Source organism: Sphingomonas sp. Leaf62 (assembly GCF_001421915.1).
GTDB lineage: Bacteria > Pseudomonadota > Alphaproteobacteria > Sphingomonadales > Sphingomonadaceae > Sphingomonas.
The window spans coordinates 56,373-73,141 of sequence record NZ_LMLN01000026.1 but is presented as its reverse complement, the minus strand read 5'-3'; the positions used below and the strand labels follow the sequence as shown (position 1 = coordinate 73,141).

The window sequence follows — 16,769 nt, the reverse complement described above, 5'->3', positions numbered from 1 at the left end:
GTTCGTTACGACTCCGTACTGTCCGGCCCTCGGCCGCGGTCAAGTGCAAAGACTCGATCCGGCCGACATAAATCCGTTGACCAAGCGTCGGCGGTAACGGAACATAAAGCGAACACGTAGAGTCTAGCCACCATGTCAGCCGTCCTCGATTCGCTTCCCCAGAGCATCGCCCATCTGCGAAGCATCGCGATGCCGCTCGCCGATTACCGCGTCCTGCCGTTCGGGGTTGGCGGCCTGGACAATCGTCTGAACGGGGGAGGGCTCCGGGCTGGAGCGCTGCACGAGGTCGCCGCACGCACCTGTTCCCTGGTCGATGATGCGGCTGCCACGCTGTTCCTTGCCGGTGTCGCCGCGCGAGAAGCGCGGAACACGCGTGCCCCGGTGCTTTGGGCAAGCTGCCGGAACGATCTCTACGCCCCCGGCTTGGCGCAAGCCGGCTTGTCCTCGGCGAACGTGATCTACGCCCAGCCCAAGGACGACGCAGCACTTCTGGCGGTCGTCGAGGACGCGATCCGGGATGGTACGCCGGCAGCGGTGGTGGCCGAGGCGGCAAAGGTTTCGATGGTCGCCACGCGGCGCCTGCAGCTTGTCGCCGCTGAAGCCGACATTCCCGTGCTGCTCCTGCGCCGCTGGCAGGGACGCTCCCAAGACCCGCTCGGCGAGCCCTCCGCTGCCTGGACGCGCTGGCGGGTCGCCAGCGCCCCGTCGCAGCGGCTCGCGGTTGCCGGGGTGGGACGCGCCCGTTGGTCGGTCGAGCTTGCGCGTCAACGCACCGGCGGGTCCTTCTTATTGATCGTGGAGGGGTGCGATGAGACGGGTTGTCTCGCTGTTCCTGCCGCACTTGGCCATCGAGCGGCTGAGACGGCTGGACCGGCACGCCACGCCGCGGCCTGAGCGGTTAGCGCTCCAGCTCCCGATCGACGACGATCCGGGTGAATGCTCTGTCCCCAGGGGTGGCGGATGGCGGCCGGGTGCGCGCTGGGCGCGGGCGCAATCGCTGACCAAGGTCGAGGTTGCCGGCAAGATTGCGGCGCTTCCGGCGCATGCGAAGCCGCCTATGCGCGAACTCGGGCGGCGATCGGAAACCGCGAGCCATCCGTACAAGAGCCAGTCGGTCACCCGACCGGCCATGATCGTGACACGGCCCGCAACCGCGCACGCTCCGCTGGCGCTTGTCGGCAAGGTCGGGCGGCGTGAGGAAGTCGTGGCGGCGTGCGCTGCGGCGGCCTCGCTCGGTATCCATGTCGGAATGGCCGCGACCCATGCCCGCGCGCTGGTGTCCGATCTCGACTTCCGGCCCGCCCAGCCAGAGGCGGACGCGGTTCTGCTCGACCGTCTCGCGCTGCTTGCCGTTCGGCGTTGGTCGCCCATTGCGGCCGCGACGCCGACCGATGGCCTGTGGCTTGACCTCGCCGGCTGCGATCACCTCTACGGGGGAGAAGAGCGCTTTTGCCGACGCCTGCGTGCCTTCTGCCAGCGCGCCGGATTCACCGCGCGCATCGCGGTCGCCGACACGCCCGGCGCTGCGCACGCGCTTGCAAGGTACGGCCGGGAAGATCTGATGATCGTGCCCGCGGGGGAGACGATACGAGCGATATCGCCGCTACCGATCGCCGCCTTGCGGCTGACCGGCACGGCGCTCAGCGCGGCCAAGCGGTTCGGCTTCGAAACCATCGCAGACCTTTTGCCGGTCGCGCGCGGTCCGCTCGCGCGGCGGCTGGGCCTGCCCGCCATCACCCGGCTCGATCAAGCGCTTGGCGGCGTGGCGGAGCCGATCACGCCGCGCGAAGATGTCACGGTTCCAGCCGTCGAGCGCCGCCTGCTCGAGCCGATCGGCACGGCCGAGGCGATCGCTCAGGTGATGGAAGATCTGCTGGGCGATTTGGCCGAGGTGCTGCAGGCGAGGGGGCTCGGTGCGCGATCGCTCCGCCTGTCGGGGCTGTGCGTCGATGGGACTGAACAGGTCGTGGCGGTCGGTACATCGCGGCCGACACGCGACGTCTGCCAACTTCTGCGCCTCATGAAGCTCAGGATCGAGCGCATCGATCCCGGACTGGGGCTTGAGCAGTTCCTGCTGGTGGCACCGCATACCGAGCCGCTCGATGCAGTGGATCTCGGCGCAGTGCTAGCCGGCGAGGTTTTGGTGCGCGACCCCGCGCGCCTCGTCGATGTCGTCGCCGGCCGCATCGGCCCGAATGCCGTCTATCGGATCTCGCCGATCCCGAGCCATGTACCCGAGCGAGCGGTCGCGCGCGCCGACCCGCTCGAAATGCCGGCAGGTTGGCCAATATGGCAGCGACCGGTGCGTCTGTTCGCCAGACCGGAGCCATTGTGGGGCGTCATCGCGCTGCTGCCCGATCAACCGCCGCGGCGCTTCGAGTGGCGTGGCGAGGCGCACAAGGTCGTCGCCGGCGATGGCCCCGAGCGGATCCACGGCGAATGGTGGCGCCGCGACGCCGAAACCTGGGCGGTACGGGACTATTACCGCGTCGAGGATGAGGCAGGCGGCCGTTTCTGGGTATTCCGGCGCGGCGACGGCACCCATGACGATACCGGCGATCTCAGCTGGTGGATCCACGGCGTGTTCGCATGAGCGCGCCCTATGTCGAGCTTCAGGTGCTCACCCATTTCTCGCTGCTGCGCGGCGCGTCGAGCCCCGACGAACTGTTCGCGGCGGCGGCACTGCTCGGGTATTCCGCGATTGGGATCAGCGACATCAGAACGGTGGCGGGCGTCGTGCGCGCCTGGGAGGCGCAAAAGGCGACCGGCGTCCGCTTGATCGCCGGTACGCGCGTCGATCTCTCCTGCGGGCGCCGCCTGATCCTCTATCCGACCGACCGCCCAGCCTGGTCACGGACCACGCGGCTCCTGACCCTCGGCAAGAAACGGGCGGGGAAGGGGGGCTGTCTGCTGCACTGGCACGACCTCGAGCCATGGTCTGAGGGGATCATCGCTATCCTGCTGCCGGACGAGGCGGACCAAGCGAACCTTGCGGCACTTGCCGACCTAAAGACGGTCTATGGGCGGCGCGGGTACATGGCGCTGTTCCAGCGCCGGCGACCGGACGACGCCGTCCGTATTGATGCGCTGGCTAGGCAGGCTGGCGGCGCCGGCGTCCGCGCGGTCGCAACCGGTGACGTCCTCTACCATGCGCCCGAGGCCCGTCTCTTGCAGGACGTGGTCACGGCCGTGCGCGAGAAATGCACCGTCGATGAGTTGGGCTACCGCCGTGAGGTCAATGCCGATCGGGCGCTCAAATCGCCGGAGGAGATGGTGAGACGCTTTCGCGACTATCCCGACGCGCTCCGCGCCAGCGTCGATATCGCCCGGGCTTGCACCTTCGATCTCGGCGAGCTGGCGTATCAATATCCCCACGAGCGGCTGATCGACGGCCTGAGCGCGCAGGACGCGCTGCAGAAGCTGGCGACCGAGGCGGTCGAGCGGATGTTCGATGGCAACGTGCCGGCTGCCTATACCGACCAGATCGGCCACGAGATGCGGTTGATCGGCGAGCTGGGTTACGCGCCCTATTTCCTGACCGTCTATGCGATCGTGCGCGAAGCACGCCGCCGCGGCATCCTGTGCCAAGGGCGTGGCTCGGCCGCGAACTCGTGCGTGTGCTTCGTGCTCGGCGTCACCTCGATCGATCCGATCAAGCACGAGCTGCTCTTCGAACGCTTCGTGTCGGGAGAGCGGCGCGAACCACCCGACATCGACGTCGACTTCGAGCATGAGCGTCGCGAAGAGATCATCCAGTGGATCTACGAAACCTATGGGCGTGATCGATCCGCGCTGACCGCGGTGGTCCAGCGCTACCGCGCGCGCGGTGCGGTGCGTGATGTCGGCAAGGCGTTGGGGTTGCCCGAAGACCTGACGTCCTCGCTGGCGGGGCTGGTATGGGGCTGGTCCGCTGAAGGCGTGGGCGAGAAACAGGTCCAGGAGCTGAACCTCGATATTGGCGATCGCCGGCTGCGCCTGACCCTGGAGCTGGCCCGCAAGCTGATCGGCGTGCCCCGCCACATGAGCCAGCACCCCGGCGGGTTCGTCCTGACCCATGATCGGCTCGACGATCTCGTGCCGATCGAGCCCGCCGCGATGGAAGATCGTCAGATCATCGAGTGGGACAAGGACGACATCGATGCGCTGAAGTTCTTGAAGGTCGATGTGCTGGGCCTCGGCATGCTGGGCTGCATGAACCGCGCCTTCAACATGCTCGAGCAGGACAAGGGCGTCCGCGTCGGCCTGGCCGACCTTCAGGACGACGATCCGGCGGTGTACGCGATGATCCAGAAGGCCGACACGCTCGGCACCTTTCAGATCGAGAGCCGCGCGCAGATGTCGATGCTGCCGCGGATGAAGCCGCGCCGATTCTATGACCTCGTGATCCAGGTCGCGATCGTCCGGCCCGGGCCGATCCAGGGCGACATGGTTCATCCCTATCTGCGGCGCCGCGAGGGGCTGGAGAAGCCCGAATATCCCCGGCCCGAGCTGCGTGCGGTGCTGGAAAAGACGCTCGGCGTGCCACTATTCCAGGAACAGGCGATGAAGGTCGCGATCGTGGGTGCGGGCTTCACCCCGGCCGAGGCGGATCAGCTGCGCCGAGCGATGGCGACGTTCAAGGTCACCGGTGGCGTGTCGCATTTTTCGGAGAAGCTGGTCGAGGGCATGGTCACGCGCGGTTATCCGCGCGACTTCGCAGAACGCACCTTCCGCCAGCTGGAAGGCTTCGGCTCCTATGGCTTTCCGGAAAGCCACGCTGCCTCGTTCGCGAAGATCTCTTACGCCTCGTCGTGGATGAAGCATCATCATCCCGACGTCTTCTGCGCCTCGCTGATGAACGCGCAGCCGATGGGATTTTATGCGCCTGCGCAGATCGTGCGCGACGCTCAGGCGCACGGTGTCCAGGTCCGGCCCCCGTGCATCAACGCGAGCCGCTGGGACTGCACGTTGGAGCCGACCGGCGGCCGCTTCCTCGCGGTTCGGCTCGGGCTTCGCCAGGTGTGCGGCCTGTCGAACGCCGACGGGGCCGCGATCGTAGGCGCGCGCAGCACGACATTGTTCGATTCTGTCGAGGACGTGTGGCGTCGATCGGGCGTCCAACGCGCGGCGATCGAGAAGCTGGCGGATGCCGATGCGTTTCACGCGTTCGGCGCCGACCGGCGGCAGGGCCTGTGGAAGGTGAGGGGCCTCGGCGAGGCGCCACTGCCGCTGTTCGCCGCCGCGGATCGCGCTGCGGAGACGATCAGCGCCGAAGGGATCGAACCGTCCGTCGCGCTCCGTCCGTTGACGGACGGGCGCGAGGTGATCGAGGATTACCGCTCGCTTCAGCTGTCGCTGCGGGCGCATCCGCTGACGTTCGTTCGGGGTGAGCTCGCGCGACGTGGCGTGACCAAATGCGCGGAACTCGCGAACATCCGGGATGGCCGGCACGTCGAGGTCGCCGGGATCATCCTGGTCCGCCAAAAGCCCGGCTCCGCCAAGGGCGTGCTATTCATTACGATCGAGGACGAAACCGGGATCGCGAACGGCATTCTGTGGCCGGATCGGTTCGAGCGGCAACGCCGCACGATCATGTCCGCGTCTATGATCGGCATGAAGGGCAGGGTGCAGAAAGAGGGCGAGGTGATCCACGTCATCTGCGACCGGATCATCGACCATGGTGATCTGCTGCACCGCGTAGGCGAGATGTCGTTCCCCCATCGTACCGGCCGCGGCGACGGGGCCAAGCATGCCGGATCGCCTGACCGGGGTGACGCGGGTTGGAAGCCGGAGCCGCGCAACTGCTACTGGCCGCCGCACGCCGAAGGCATGGACCCCGAGGACGCGGTGCGCTTCAAATCGCATGACTTTCGTTGAGCGATGGCAAAGCTCGCTCGCCACCAGCGCGTCGTCATCGCGCTATCGGTCCATATCCTGCGGAGCGGCGTCGCCCGCTGCTCGGACGCGCGCGTGGACGGCGTAGAGGTTCGCTTGGCGCTTCGGTGCCTCCTACCGCATTGCCCGGAGCGTTGGCCGCTTGAGCTTTATTGGGATGCGGCGCGCCAGGAGAATGAGATCGGGAGGGCGCAGGGTGTGACCGCCGCGTTCAACGGCATTGTCCGTCAGCTACGCCGCGCAGGCCGATATGAGGAAGTGCTGGATCAGTGAAAACAGAGTGCCGCCCGCATCCTTGGCTGAGGCACCTCGGGGATAATGCCCGTCGAATGCTCTGGATCGATCCAGCTGGCGCTTCCTTCCGCCACGGCTTCAGCCCTCTACGTCGGCCGCGGTCAGCAGGATCGGGGGCTCCCCGCCGAGCCGCTTGACGAACTCGCGCTGTGCTATGCGGTGAATGTCACTCTCGAATTCGATGAACACCTCGAGCGCAGTTTCGGAATCGAGCGTATCGCGATCGGGATCGAGGAGCTGCGTCAAAGCCTCGCTGGTGATGAGGAACTCGACCAACCCCAAGTTAGTGGTACCCGTGAAGCCGACGCTCTCGCGTTCGGCAACCCAGTAATAGTCCCCCATCTCGAAAAGGACGCTGGGATTGGCCATGCCGGCTTACTCCTCGCTCGGGCTGGAAGCAGGCAGATGGTCTGCCAGTGCTGCAATGCCTTCACCGGCAAAGGTCGAGCTGGAGGCGCCGTCGATCTGGACGGGATGCTCCACCGTCAGGACGGCCGCAGCTTGATGCTGGGGGTCAAGCTCCCGCCAATCGCTAACTGCCCGCTCGAGGTTGGTGACTTCAGCGACGTCGCTATCGCCGCGCGGGACGTTTTCGAGCGACGCGCTCATCCGCCAGTTGATCTCAGGCGTCTTCGCGCTTTCACCCCAGGTCGCTTCTGTCATGATCGTCTACCTTCTCGCGTCTGGTTCTTGGCGCAATTTCGAATGTAGCCTGACAGGGCGCGTCCGTGCCAGTCCGAAGCCCACAATGCTCGAGCTTCAAGGACCGCGAGGGGCGACCACGATGATATCGAGCTTGCGCAGGGCTCGTGCCATGCGTTTGGCATCGAGCAGCCCGATGCCATGTGCGCGAAAGGCGCTGGCGAGCTGTCGCTTGGTCAATGGCGCCGACACCTGATCGAGAACGGCAAGCGCTGCTGCGCGCACCTCAGGGGGTGCAGCCTTCAGGGCGTCTAGGGCTTTCATTCTGCCTCGTGAAGGTTGCTCGGTCCAATCGGTAGACCAACGACATAGCCCCACGCCATTTGACTTGCACGTACCACGCTCCGCGGTGCCGGCTACCTGGAGAACAAGCCGCCACGGCCGAGGCTTTGTGTGAGATTACCGGTTCTGTCGATGCCGCCGAGCAGGCATTGCATCCACCCCTGTCGAACCCAGGCAATGCGCCTCGAACCGGCTATCTCGACTGGCGGCATAAGGTCGTGTATAACGTACCGTATTGGCCTGATGGGCGCTTATATGAGACGCTAGATGCGATCGACCGTCGCTGACACCCTCCCGCCCCGCGTGCGGCGTAGCTTGTCGAAGCTGGGCGCCGATATCGCCTTGGCGCGCAAGAAGCGCAGCCTCACGGTGGTCATGATGGCCGAACGCATCGGTGTGGCCAAGAGCACATATCTCAAGCTGGAAAAAGGCGACCCGACCGTCGCGTTGGGTACATATGCCATGACCTTCTTCGTTCTGGGTTTTGGCGAGAGCCTTGGAGAGATCCTCGACGCCAAGAACGACGAGCAGGGTCTGTTACTCGACGTGGAACGCATGCCGCAGCGCGTCCGCCGACCCAAACCGCCGGCTTCGCTGTGAGGCGAACGATCGGCATCCAGATCGGCGACGAAGCCCGCTGCGTCGGGTTGCTGCACTACAATCAGCAAGGAAGTCGCGAGAGCGCGGGCTTCGAATATGATGACGGCTGGCTGGCCGACCCCGACCGCTTCGCCCTTGAGCCCGCGCTGCCGCTCATTGCCGGCCCGCAGTTTCACCGCAAGATCGGCACCGGTTCTGTCTTTCATGCCGCGATCGCCGACACCGAACCGGACGGCTGGGGCAAGCGCGTTATTCAGCGCGACCATGCCAAGCGGCGGCAGGATGCCCGCCGCCGTGGTGAGGAGGTCGACGCACGCGCTTTGAACGGCCTCGATTATCTGTTGGCGGTGGATGACGTCAGCCGGGTCGGCGCGCTGCGTCTCATCGACGAACAAGGGACCGCTCAGCGCGCGACCGAGGATGGTCGCCGCACCACTCCACCCCTCATCGAACTGGATCATCTCCTGGCCGCCAGTCGGGCGGTCGAGACCAATACCGAAACCGCAGCCGATCTCGCCTATCTGCGCGGTCGCGGCACATCGCTCGGGGGACTGCGCCCCAAATGCACCGTCGTCGACGACGAGGGGCGCTTATCGATCGGCAAGTTTCCAAGCGTCGCCGACGAGCGCTCGGTCACGCGAGGGGAGGTGCTGGCAATGCGGCTTGCCCGTCGCGCTGGGATCGACGCGGCTGATGCCCAACTGATTGAGAGCGATGGCGACGCGATCGCGCTGATCCGGCGGTTTGATCGCCCCGCAGAAGGCGGGCGGCTCATGTACGTCTCGGCGGCGACGATGATTGGTGCGGAACCCGGCGATGCGCAGGAGCATGCCTATACCGAGATCGTCGATGCGCTTCGCGTGAATGGGAGCGCCCCCACCGCCGATATCGAGGAGCTATGGCGCAGGATCGCTTTCTCGATCCTGATCACCAACGTCGACGACCATCTGATGAACCACGGCTTCCTGCACGTCGATCGTGGGCTGTGGCGGCTGGCGCCAGCCTTCGACATCAATCCGTTCCCCGAGCGCCTGCGCGAGTTGAAGACCTGGGTCTCGGAAGAGGTCGGGCCTGAGGCGACGATCGACGCCCTGATGTCGGTGTTGCCGTACTTCCGCATCACACCACTACGCGCCAAGGAGATGCTGGCGCAGGTCGACCACGCCGTCGCGGGCTGGCAGGACGAGGGACGTGCACTCGGCATGACCGGTGCCGATCTCGACAGCTTTGCCGACGCTTTCGAGCATGAGGAGCGGGCGGCCGCCCGGGCGGTGCTGGCATGATGCGACACTCGACGTCCCGAACTTCAGCCACCAGAAGGATCTGATGATACGCCTGATCCACACCGCCGATTGGCAGCTCGGCAAGCCGTACGGCCGTTTTGAAAGCGACGTGCGCGCGGCTCTGACTGAGGCACGCTTCGACGCGATCGATGCGCTAGGCAGGGCTGCGGCCGAGAACGATGCCGCGCATGTTCTCGTCGCTGGTGACGTCTTCGACACTGAAGGACCCGAGGATCGCGTTATCGTGCAGGCGGTGTCGCGGATGCAGCGCCATGCCTGCACCTGGTGGCTGCTTCCCGGCAATCACGACTTTGCGCGTAATAGCGGCCTGTGGGACCGCGTGCGGGCTAATGGCGCGCCGAACATCCGGATCCTCACCGAGCCAGCGCCTTGCGAGCTGGAACCCGGCCACTGGCTGCTGCCGGCACCGCTGACGCACCGCCACAACCTGGACGATCCGACCATCCTGTTCGACACGATGGAGACGCCGGGTGCCCAGCTGCGGATCGGGCTGGCCCACGGCTCGATCCGCGACTTCTCGTCTCGTGGCGAAGCGCAGAATCAAATCGCTCCCGATCGTGCCCAACGCTCCAGCTTGGACTACTTGGCGCTCGGCGACTGGCATGGCGCGCTCCGCGTCGATGCACGTACCTGGTATTCGGGCACGCCCGAAACCGACCGCTTCCAGCGCGACGAGCCTGGGCAGGCGCTGTTCGTCGTGCTGCAGCCGGGGGCAGAGCCCGTTGTGACGCCGATCCGCACCGGCAGGTTCCAGTGGCTGACCCGCGACTGGGCAATCTCGGATGCCGATAGCTTTGCCGCCGAGTGCGATCGCCTGCTTGCCGATGTCGAACCCTCGGCCACCCTCCTGCAACTCTCGCTCGCCGGCATCGTCAGCTTGTCCGACCGGATCGCAATCCTCGCGCGGCTGGAGAATGACCTGCAGCATCGTTTGCGGCACCTGACGGTCAGGTCCGACGATCTCGTCGGCCGCCCGAGCGAGCACGATCTGGCCGACCTCAAGGTCGAGGGAATGCTGGGGACGGCGGCCGCGAAGCTGATCGGCATCATCGATACTGGCGGCAGCGATGCGGCGACCGCGAAGCGGGCGCTGGAGCGGCTGTTCGTCGAATATCATCGTGGACAGGACGCGGCATGAGCCTTCGAATCCGGCGCGTTGCGCTGAACAATTTTCGCAAGTTCCGTGATCCGTTCGTTATCGAGGGGCTGACCGACGGGCTCAACGTGATCATCGAGCCCAACGAGACCGGCAAGTCGACGCTGCTCGAGGCGATGCGCGCCGCCTTCTTCATCCGCCACAACACCGCCAATCGGCTCGCCCGCAGCTATGCGCCGTACGGCGAGGCGGTCGCCCCGCAGATCGAGGTCGGCTTCGAGGCTAGGGGTGAAGACTGGCACGTCACCAAGCGCTTCCTCAAGAGTGCGTCTGTCGAAGTGCGTGGGCCGAACGGCCGCGCCCAGGGCGAGGACGCCGAAGCGCAGTTGCAGGCGCTGCTTGGCGCGCGGCGCGACACCAGCCAGGCCGGCGATGCCGCCGCGCATGGTGCACTTGGGCTGCTCTGGGTCGGCCAGGCGCAGGCACTTGAGGTTACCGCACCCGGCGAGATCGTCCGCGATACCGTACGGGGCACATTGGAGGCCGAGGTCGGGACGATCATGGGCGGCGCCGCATATCAGCGGGTGCGGCCTCGCATTGACACGCAGTTCGCCGAATACTGGACAAACACCGGACGGCCGACTGGCCGCCAGACGGCGGCGCGTGATACGCGCGACGCTGCCCAGCTCGCCGCCACGGAAGCGACGACCCGGCTCGTAGCGCTCGAACAGAACTTTTCCAATCTTGAAGCCGCGCGTGCGAGGCTGAAAGTGCTCGATCGCGACATTGCGGATACGACCGACGCGGAGCAGCGGAAGTCCCTTGTCGCGCAACTCGATATCGCGCGTTCCGCGGCACAGCTCCTCGAAACGCGGCGGGCCGAGCAAGGTCGACTGGCGGACCGGGCGAAGGGACTCAAGGATCTCGAAGCGCGTTTGGACGCCGCAAGGAAGGCGGTCGCCGATACCGGCGCGGCGCTGCGCAAGGCACGGGCAAATCGCTCTGGGCTGGCAGAGGAACTCACCTGCGCCCGTGAACAGGCGCGGGCGGCGCGCGAGCGGTTAGCAACCGCGCGGGCAAGCCGCCGGGAGGCGCAAGAGGCGCTTGCCAGCGCCAGCGCCCGTGTCGCGGCGCGACGCCGCTGGCTGGAGGTTGCAGACGCCCGCCGGCGTCACGCCGAACTACTGACCCTCGAAGCTGAGTGCGATTCCGCCCGAAGGCTCGGCAAGACGCTACTCACGCCTGACGTCCTCAAGGCCCTCGAAGCGAAGGAACGCACCGTCGACAAAGCCCGTGCGGCAGTCGATGCCGGTGCCACGCGGATCGAGTTCGTTGGTGATGTCAGCGGGCTGACGGTCAATGGAGCCGAAGTTGAGCCCGGCAGTCGGACGCTCTCTCGTGAGACACGCATTCGTCTTGGTGCTGCCGAGCTGATTGTCCGCCCTCCGGTCGGTGCGCAGAGCGCTGAGAAGGCTCTGGCAAACGCAACCGAGGATCTGGCAACGGTACTGTCCGAGCATGGCGTGGCGAGTGTCGCTGCGGCGCGGGCCCGCAACGAGGCCGCGCGGGACGCGATCGCTAACCTTCGCACGCTTGAGGCACGGATCACTGGGATTACGCCGGCAAGTGTGCTGCTCGGGATTGAGGCTGGCGCTGCAGCCTTGAAACTCTTCATCGGTGGGCTGGACGAGAGAGCGGAAGGTGAGGGGAGTGACGAGGCGGTTGAGGACGTCGAGGCACTGACGGTCGCCTTGCGCGGTGTCGATACTGAGCACGCAAAGGCGGAGGGTGTCGATGAGGCCGCGTCCGAGCGGCTGCGATTGCTGGAGGCCAAGAATGCCCCGCTACTGGTGCTGGAGACCGGTGCTGAGCGGGACGTGTCGAACGCGGAGGCTCAGCTCGTGGCGATAGAAGGCGATCCTGCGGTCGCGAACCTCACCGATGCGCTGCAGGAGGCTCGTCAATTGGAGGCGGCGGCACTGATCGGGCTTCAGGATGCCGAGCGGGCTGCGACGGCGCATGATGTCACGGTGATCAGTGGCAAGATCGGGGTGTTGGACAAGCGCTTCGAAGTGACCCGCACACAACGCAACGATCTGGAGAAGGTCATTGCCGGCCTCGAAGCGCGCATCGAGGCTGAAGGGGGCAAGGGTCTGGCCGACCGTGCTGCGGCCGCGCAGGAGAAGGCGGAAGCCGCGGCGGCCATCCTTGCTCGTGTGACGCAGGAGGCTGAAACATTGAAGCTGCTGCGCGATACTTTGGAGGGTGCACGCGCCGAAGCTTCGCGCACCTTCGTCGGTCCTGTTGCCAGGCGAGCGCGGCGTCACATCGAGCGGCTGTTGCCCGGTTGTGACTTGAGCTTCGGCGATGATCTGGGCCTGAATTCCATCAGCCGAAGCGGGCTCAGCGAAGGATGCGGTGATCTCTCCAGAGGCACTCAGGAGCAGTTGGCGGTTCTCACCCGCCTAGCGTTCGCCGACATGCTGCTGGAGCAAGGCGCGCCGGTATCGCTCATCCTGGATGATCCGCTCGTCTATTCGGACGATACACGGCTCGATCTCATGACCGAAGTTCTGACGGAGGCCGCGACGCGAATGCAGGTGATCCTGCTGACCTGTCGTGATCGGGCATTTCGTCACCTCGGGAATCGGATCGCCCTAACGTCCGAGCAGTAGCGCCTGTCGTGCAGCGGAAGGTCTGCATGCGTGTGAAATCTGGTGGAAACCTGAATGACCGGTTTGGAGCGCGGCAGAGGCTTAGCCGCCGCCCGTTCAGGTCGGGTGTCGTACCACTCCTGAGCTTCCGAGATCGGGAAGCGTGGCCGGCAGGCCGCCTTGCGGTAGCATTGGCATCCGGGATGCTTGTCGCCTTTGACGAGGGCGCGGACGGTGCGGGAAGTTTTCGGTTTGACGACTGGTCATACGAGCACTCGTATGACTGGTCGCATGGATGTCGTTGGCCGGGTGTCGGGCCGGCGCCGATGGTCGGATGCGGAGAAGCTGGAGATTCTGGCCGAGGCGTTCCGGCCGGGGGTGCGGGTTTGCGATGTCATCGCGCGTCGCGAGGTATCGAGCAGCCTGATCTACACGTGGCGCAAGCAGTTGCGCGAAGGCCAGCTCGCCGGGGTGATGCCGTCGCTGCCGGTGTTTGCCGAGGTGCGGGTCGCTGAACCGGTTGCGCCGGCGCCGCAGCCGGCGCCATGCCCATCACCGGGGCTTATCCAGATCGACCTGCCGGACGGGGTGCGGGTGAGCGTCGATGCCCATGTGGATGCGGGTGCGCTGGCACGGGTGTTGTCGGTGCTGCGGTGACCCCGGTGGCGTTGCCGACGCGGGTGTTCCTGGCGTGCGGCATGACCGACATGCGCAAGGGGTTCGATGGGCTGGCGGTGCTGGTGCAGCAGGTACTGCGCGAGGACCCGCATTCGGGGGCACTGTTCGCGTTCCGTGGCAAGCGCGGCCACCTCGTCAAGCTGCTGTGGTTCGACGGGCAAGGCCTGTGCCTGTTTTCCAAGCGTCTGGACCGGGGTCGTTTCATCTGGCCGGTGACCGCGACCGGCACGGTGACGCTGACGCCGGCGCAGTTGTCGATGCTGCTGGAGGGTATCGACTGGCGGCGGCCAGAGCGGACGTTCACGCCGACACTGGCGGGGTAGGAACGGCGGTTTCACGTCGCTTTTGCTCGTCTGTCGGCAGACGATCTGCTATGGAATCCGGGTGTCGGAAGCGTCCGTTGCCCCTGCTGATGCCACCGCGCGGATCGCCGCGCTGGAGGCGTCGCTCGCCCGGGCCAATGCCGCCCTTGCCGCCCGCGATCTGCTCATCGATACGCTGCGCGGGCAGATCGCGCGGTTGCGGCGGATGCAGTTCGGCGCGTCGTCCGAGAAGCTGGGTCGTGAGATCGAGCAGCTCGAACTGGCGCTGGAAGAGCTGGAGACGGAGCGCGATGCGCCTGTAGCCGAGGCTGCCACCGGTGTAGCGGCGCGACCATCTCCCGTCCGCAGCCTGCCGGACCATCTGCCGCGCAAGGAGGTCGTCCACGAGCCGGCCTCGGGTGCCTGCACCTGCCCCGACTGCGGAGGTGCCCTGCGCCAGTTGGGCTTGGACGCACACGAGATGCTCGACATCGTGCCAGTGCGCTGGCGGGTCGTGCGCAACGTTCGGCCCAAATACAGTTGCCGGGTGTGCGAGAAGATCGTTCAGGCGCCCGCACCGGTCAGCGCCATTGCGCGCGGGGACTGTCAGGAATTTTGTGCGGGAGGCCATAGGATGGAATGGAAGGGACCATCGATATGGCAATCGACAAGGACGTTTTGGATCAGCTTCTGGCTGGCCGTGACCCGCAAGAGCTTTTCGCCAAGGACGGCCTGCTCGACGAGCTGAAGAAGGCGCTTTCGGAGCGCATGCTGTCGGCAGAGCTCGACGATCATCTAGAAAACGAAGGCGCCGCAGGCACCATCAACCGGCGCAACGGGTCGTCGAGGAAGACGATGCTGACGGGCACATCGAAGGTGACGCTGGACGTGCCGCGCGACCGTGCGGGGACGTTCGACCCCAAGCTCATCGCCAAGTACCAGCGCCGTTTCCCCGATTTCGACGACAAGATCATCTCGATGTACGCGCGCGGGATGACGGTGCGCGAAATCCGCGGGCACCTCGAGGAGCTGTACGGGATCGACGTCTCGCCCGACCTGATCTCGAGCGTGACCGATGCGGTGCTGGAGGCGGTCGCCGAATGGCAGGGTCGGCCGCTCGACACCTGCTACCCGCTCGTCTTCTTTGATGCGATCCGGGTGAAGATCCGCGACGAGGGGTTCGTCCGGAACAAGGCGGTATACATCGCGCTGGGCATTCAGCCGGACGGCACCAAGGAGGTGCTCGGCATCTGGATCGAGCAGACCGAGGGTGCCAAATTCTGGTTGCGCGTCATGAACGAGCTCAAGAACCGCGGCGTCGCTGATATCCTGATCGCCGTCGTCGACGGACTGAAGGGCTTCCCGGAGGCGATCAACGCCGTCTTCCCCGAGGCTATCGTTCAGACCTGCATCGTCCATCTGATCCGCAACTCGATGAGCTTTGCGTCCTGGAAGGAGCGCAAGTTCATCGCCCAGGCGCTGCGCGGCGTCTATCGTGCCGAGACGCCCGAGGCCGGCATGGCGGCGCTGGAGGCGTTCGAGGAAGGCCCCTGGGGACAGAAACACCCGGCCATCGCCATGAGCTGGCGGCGGCACTGGGACCAGGTGATCCCCTTTTTCGCCTTTCCCGAGGGCGTCCGCCGGATCATCTATACTACCAACGCCATCGAGGCGCTGAATTCGAAGATCCGTCGTGCCGTCCGGACTCGCGGCCATTTCCCCGGTGACGATGCTGCGATGAAGCTGTTATACCTCGTGCTCAATCACGCGGCGGATGAATGGAAACGCCCACCGCGCGAATGGGGTGAGGCCAAAAGCCAGTTCGCCGTGATCTTTGGCGAGCGCTTCGTCATCTGATGACGGTAACCGGCCTCCCGCACAAAATTCCTGACAGTCCCTTGCGCGCGGCAAAGCCACCTTCGCCACGCTGGCGCACGTCGTGGTGTCCAAGTTCGACCACCATCTGCCGCTGTACCGCCAGGCCGGGATGATGGCCGCGCAAGGGCTCGACATAGACCGCTCGACGCTGGCGAGCTGGACCGGACAGGCTGCAGCACTTCTCGACCCCATCGTCAGCCGCATCCGCGACGAAGTCCTCAAGGCCGACAAGATCCATGCCGACGACACACCGGTGCCGGTGCTCGACCCCGGTCGCGGCAAAACCGCTACCGGGCGGCTGTGGGTTTACGCCGTCGACGACCGGGCATCCGGCGGCACGGCGCCGCGCGCGACCTGGTATCGCTTCACGCCGGATCGCACCGCCGCGCACCCGCTGGCCCATCTCGCCGGCTTTCGCGGTTTCCTTCAGGCCGACGCCTATGCCGGCTATGACGGGCTCTACCGGGGCGGTGTTACTGAGGTCGCATGCTGGGCGCACTTCCGGCGCAAGGTCTTCGACCTGCACGAGCGTGTCCCGACGCCGCTGACCACCGACATACTCGAGCGCATCGGCGCGCTTTATGCGGTCGAGGCCGAGGTGCGGGGTCGGCCACCCGATGAACGCCATCGCGCCCGACAGGAACGAAGCCGGTCAATGGTCGAGGCCTTGCGCGGAGTGCTCGACACTGCGCTGCGCCACCTGTCGCCCAGGTCGGATATGGCCAAAGCCATCGCCTACGGCACGAAGCGCTGGCCCGCGCTGTCGCGCTTCCTGGGTGACGGGCGTCTGGAGATCGACAACAACATCGCAGAGCGCGCACTGCGCGGCATCGTCATCGGGCGCCGCAACTGGCTGTTCGCCGGCTCACGCGCCGGTGGCGAGCGCGCCGCGGCCATCTACACCGTCATCCAGACCTGCAAGGCAAACGGCATCGACCCGCAGGCCTACATCACCGACGTCATCGGCAAGGTCGCCGACGACTGGCCCGCCAGTCGCTGGGGTGAGTTGATGCCGTGGAACTGGATGCCCCCGGCAGATCAGCCGACCGCGCAAGCCGCATAATCTGCGGCCTCCACGCCGCGCTTACAATACCCGCTATTCCAG

At 66.0% G+C, this 16,769-nt stretch carries 14 protein-coding genes and 2 pseudogenes; 13 read left to right on the top strand and 3 right to left on the bottom strand.

The window, feature by feature from the left end; genetic code table 11:
* The first annotated feature begins 132 nt into the window (after positions 1 to 132).
* From ASE91_RS10865 to ASE91_RS10850, 4 genes are read left to right on the top strand one after another with little or no spacing between them, the layout of a single operon-like run.
* The gene (locus tag ASE91_RS10865) at positions 133 to 894 is read left to right on the top strand and encodes an ImuA family protein (RefSeq protein ID WP_235530434.1); all 762 of its coding nucleotides are present in this window, start codon (positions 133 to 135) and stop codon (positions 892 to 894) included.
* Positions 809 to 2,593, top strand: a complete 1,785-nt coding sequence (locus ASE91_RS10860) for a Y-family DNA polymerase (protein ID WP_268795957.1) — start codon at positions 809 to 811, stop codon at positions 2,591 to 2,593. The genes ASE91_RS10865 and ASE91_RS10860 overlap by 86 nt, the downstream gene beginning before the upstream one ends.
* Positions 2,590 to 5,856, top strand: coding sequence for an error-prone DNA polymerase (locus tag ASE91_RS10855; protein WP_056626061.1), 3,267 nt, complete (start codon positions 2,590 to 2,592; stop codon positions 5,854 to 5,856). Before ASE91_RS10860 ends, ASE91_RS10855 begins: the two co-directional genes overlap by 4 nt.
* A gap of 3 nt (positions 5,857 to 5,859) precedes the next feature.
* The gene (locus ASE91_RS10850; RefSeq protein WP_056626057.1) at positions 5,860 to 6,147 is read left to right on the top strand and encodes a hypothetical protein; all 288 of its coding nucleotides are present in this window, start codon (positions 5,860 to 5,862) and stop codon (positions 6,145 to 6,147) included.
* Between the two features lie 99 nt (positions 6,148 to 6,246).
* Here the strand turns inward: ASE91_RS10850 and ASE91_RS10845 are convergent, their stop codons facing one another.
* The 3 genes from ASE91_RS10845 to ASE91_RS10835 form a co-directional block, all read right to left on the bottom strand.
* Entirely contained in the window at positions 6,247 to 6,537 is a 291-nt protein-coding gene (locus ASE91_RS10845; RefSeq protein WP_031393324.1) for a DUF1488 family protein, read from the bottom strand.
* A gap of 6 nt (positions 6,538 to 6,543) precedes the next feature.
* Entirely contained in the window at positions 6,544 to 6,831 is a 288-nt protein-coding gene (locus ASE91_RS10840; protein WP_056626054.1) for a hypothetical protein, read from the bottom strand.
* A gap of 96 nt (positions 6,832 to 6,927) precedes the next feature.
* Entirely contained in the window at positions 6,928 to 7,134 is a 207-nt protein-coding gene (locus tag ASE91_RS10835; RefSeq protein WP_056626051.1) for a hypothetical protein, read from the bottom strand.
* Between the two features lie 333 nt (positions 7,135 to 7,467).
* Between ASE91_RS10835 and ASE91_RS10830 the strand changes: the two genes are divergently transcribed.
* The 9 genes and pseudogenes from ASE91_RS10830 to tnpC all read left to right on the top strand — a co-directional run.
* Entirely contained in the window at positions 7,468 to 7,752 is a 285-nt protein-coding gene (locus ASE91_RS10830) for a helix-turn-helix domain-containing protein (protein WP_235530433.1), read from the top strand.
* Positions 7,749 to 9,035: a type II toxin-antitoxin system HipA family toxin gene (locus tag ASE91_RS10825; protein ID WP_056626045.1), complete on the top strand. Its 1,287-nt coding sequence runs from the start codon at positions 7,749 to 7,751 to the stop codon at positions 9,033 to 9,035. The genes ASE91_RS10830 and ASE91_RS10825 overlap by 4 nt, the downstream gene beginning before the upstream one ends.
* A 46-nt stretch (positions 9,036 to 9,081) precedes the next feature.
* On the top strand, positions 9,082 to 10,194 hold the full coding sequence (locus ASE91_RS10820) for a metallophosphoesterase family protein (protein WP_056626165.1): 1,113 nt from the start codon (positions 9,082 to 9,084) through the stop codon (positions 10,192 to 10,194).
* Positions 10,191 to 12,827 (top strand): AAA family ATPase, encoded by a 2,637-nt coding sequence (locus ASE91_RS10815; protein WP_056626042.1) that lies wholly within the window; start codon positions 10,191 to 10,193, stop codon positions 12,825 to 12,827. Before ASE91_RS10820 ends, ASE91_RS10815 begins: the two co-directional genes overlap by 4 nt.
* Before the next feature lie 258 nt (positions 12,828 to 13,085).
* Positions 13,086 to 13,463, top strand: coding sequence for an IS66-like element accessory protein TnpA (gene tnpA / locus ASE91_RS10810; protein WP_056626039.1), 378 nt, complete (start codon positions 13,086 to 13,088; stop codon positions 13,461 to 13,463).
* 11 nt (positions 13,464 to 13,474) lie between these two features.
* Positions 13,475 to 13,807, top strand: coding sequence for an IS66 family insertion sequence element accessory protein TnpB (gene tnpB / locus ASE91_RS10805; RefSeq protein ID WP_156357793.1), 333 nt, complete (start codon positions 13,475 to 13,477; stop codon positions 13,805 to 13,807).
* Positions 13,808 to 13,862: 55 nt separating this feature from the next.
* A pseudogene (locus tag ASE91_RS18835) lies at positions 13,863 to 14,387 on the top strand (IS66 family transposase zinc-finger binding domain-containing protein); the annotation flags it as partial.
* A 56-nt stretch (positions 14,388 to 14,443) separates the two neighbouring features.
* Positions 14,444 to 15,643, top strand: coding sequence for an IS256 family transposase (locus tag ASE91_RS10795; RefSeq protein ID WP_056626161.1), 1,200 nt, complete (start codon positions 14,444 to 14,446; stop codon positions 15,641 to 15,643).
* Between the two features lie 34 nt (positions 15,644 to 15,677).
* Positions 15,678 to 16,727, top strand: a pseudogene (gene tnpC, locus ASE91_RS10790) (IS66 family transposase); the annotation flags it as partial.
* Positions 16,728 to 16,769 lie beyond the last annotated feature (42 nt).

Bases quoted from the DNA above. Each gene is read 5' to 3' on its own strand.
- ASE91_RS10845 (WP_031393324.1), bottom strand. From the start codon at position 6,537: ATGGCCAATCCCAGCGTCCTTTTCGAGATGGGGGACTATTACTGGGTT.
- ASE91_RS10865 (WP_235530434.1), top strand. From the start codon at position 133: ATGTCAGCCGTCCTCGATTCGCTTCCCCAGAGCATCGCCCATCTGCGA.
- ASE91_RS10860 (WP_268795957.1), top strand. From the start codon at position 809: ATGAGACGGGTTGTCTCGCTGTTCCTGCCGCACTTGGCCATCGAGCGG.
- ASE91_RS10850 (WP_056626057.1), top strand. From the start codon at position 5,860: ATGGCAAAGCTCGCTCGCCACCAGCGCGTCGTCATCGCGCTATCGGTC.
- ASE91_RS10795 (WP_056626161.1), top strand. From the start codon at position 14,444: ATGGCAATCGACAAGGACGTTTTGGATCAGCTTCTGGCTGGCCGTGAC.
- ASE91_RS10855 (WP_056626061.1), top strand. From the start codon at position 2,590: ATGAGCGCGCCCTATGTCGAGCTTCAGGTGCTCACCCATTTCTCGCTG.
- ASE91_RS10835 (WP_056626051.1), bottom strand. From the start codon at position 7,134: ATGAAAGCCCTAGACGCCCTGAAGGCTGCACCCCCTGAGGTGCGCGCA.
- tnpA (WP_056626039.1), top strand. From the start codon at position 13,086: ATGACTGGTCGCATGGATGTCGTTGGCCGGGTGTCGGGCCGGCGCCGA.
- ASE91_RS10815 (WP_056626042.1), top strand. From the start codon at position 10,191: ATGAGCCTTCGAATCCGGCGCGTTGCGCTGAACAATTTTCGCAAGTTC.
- ASE91_RS10840 (WP_056626054.1), bottom strand. From the start codon at position 6,831: ATGACAGAAGCGACCTGGGGTGAAAGCGCGAAGACGCCTGAGATCAAC.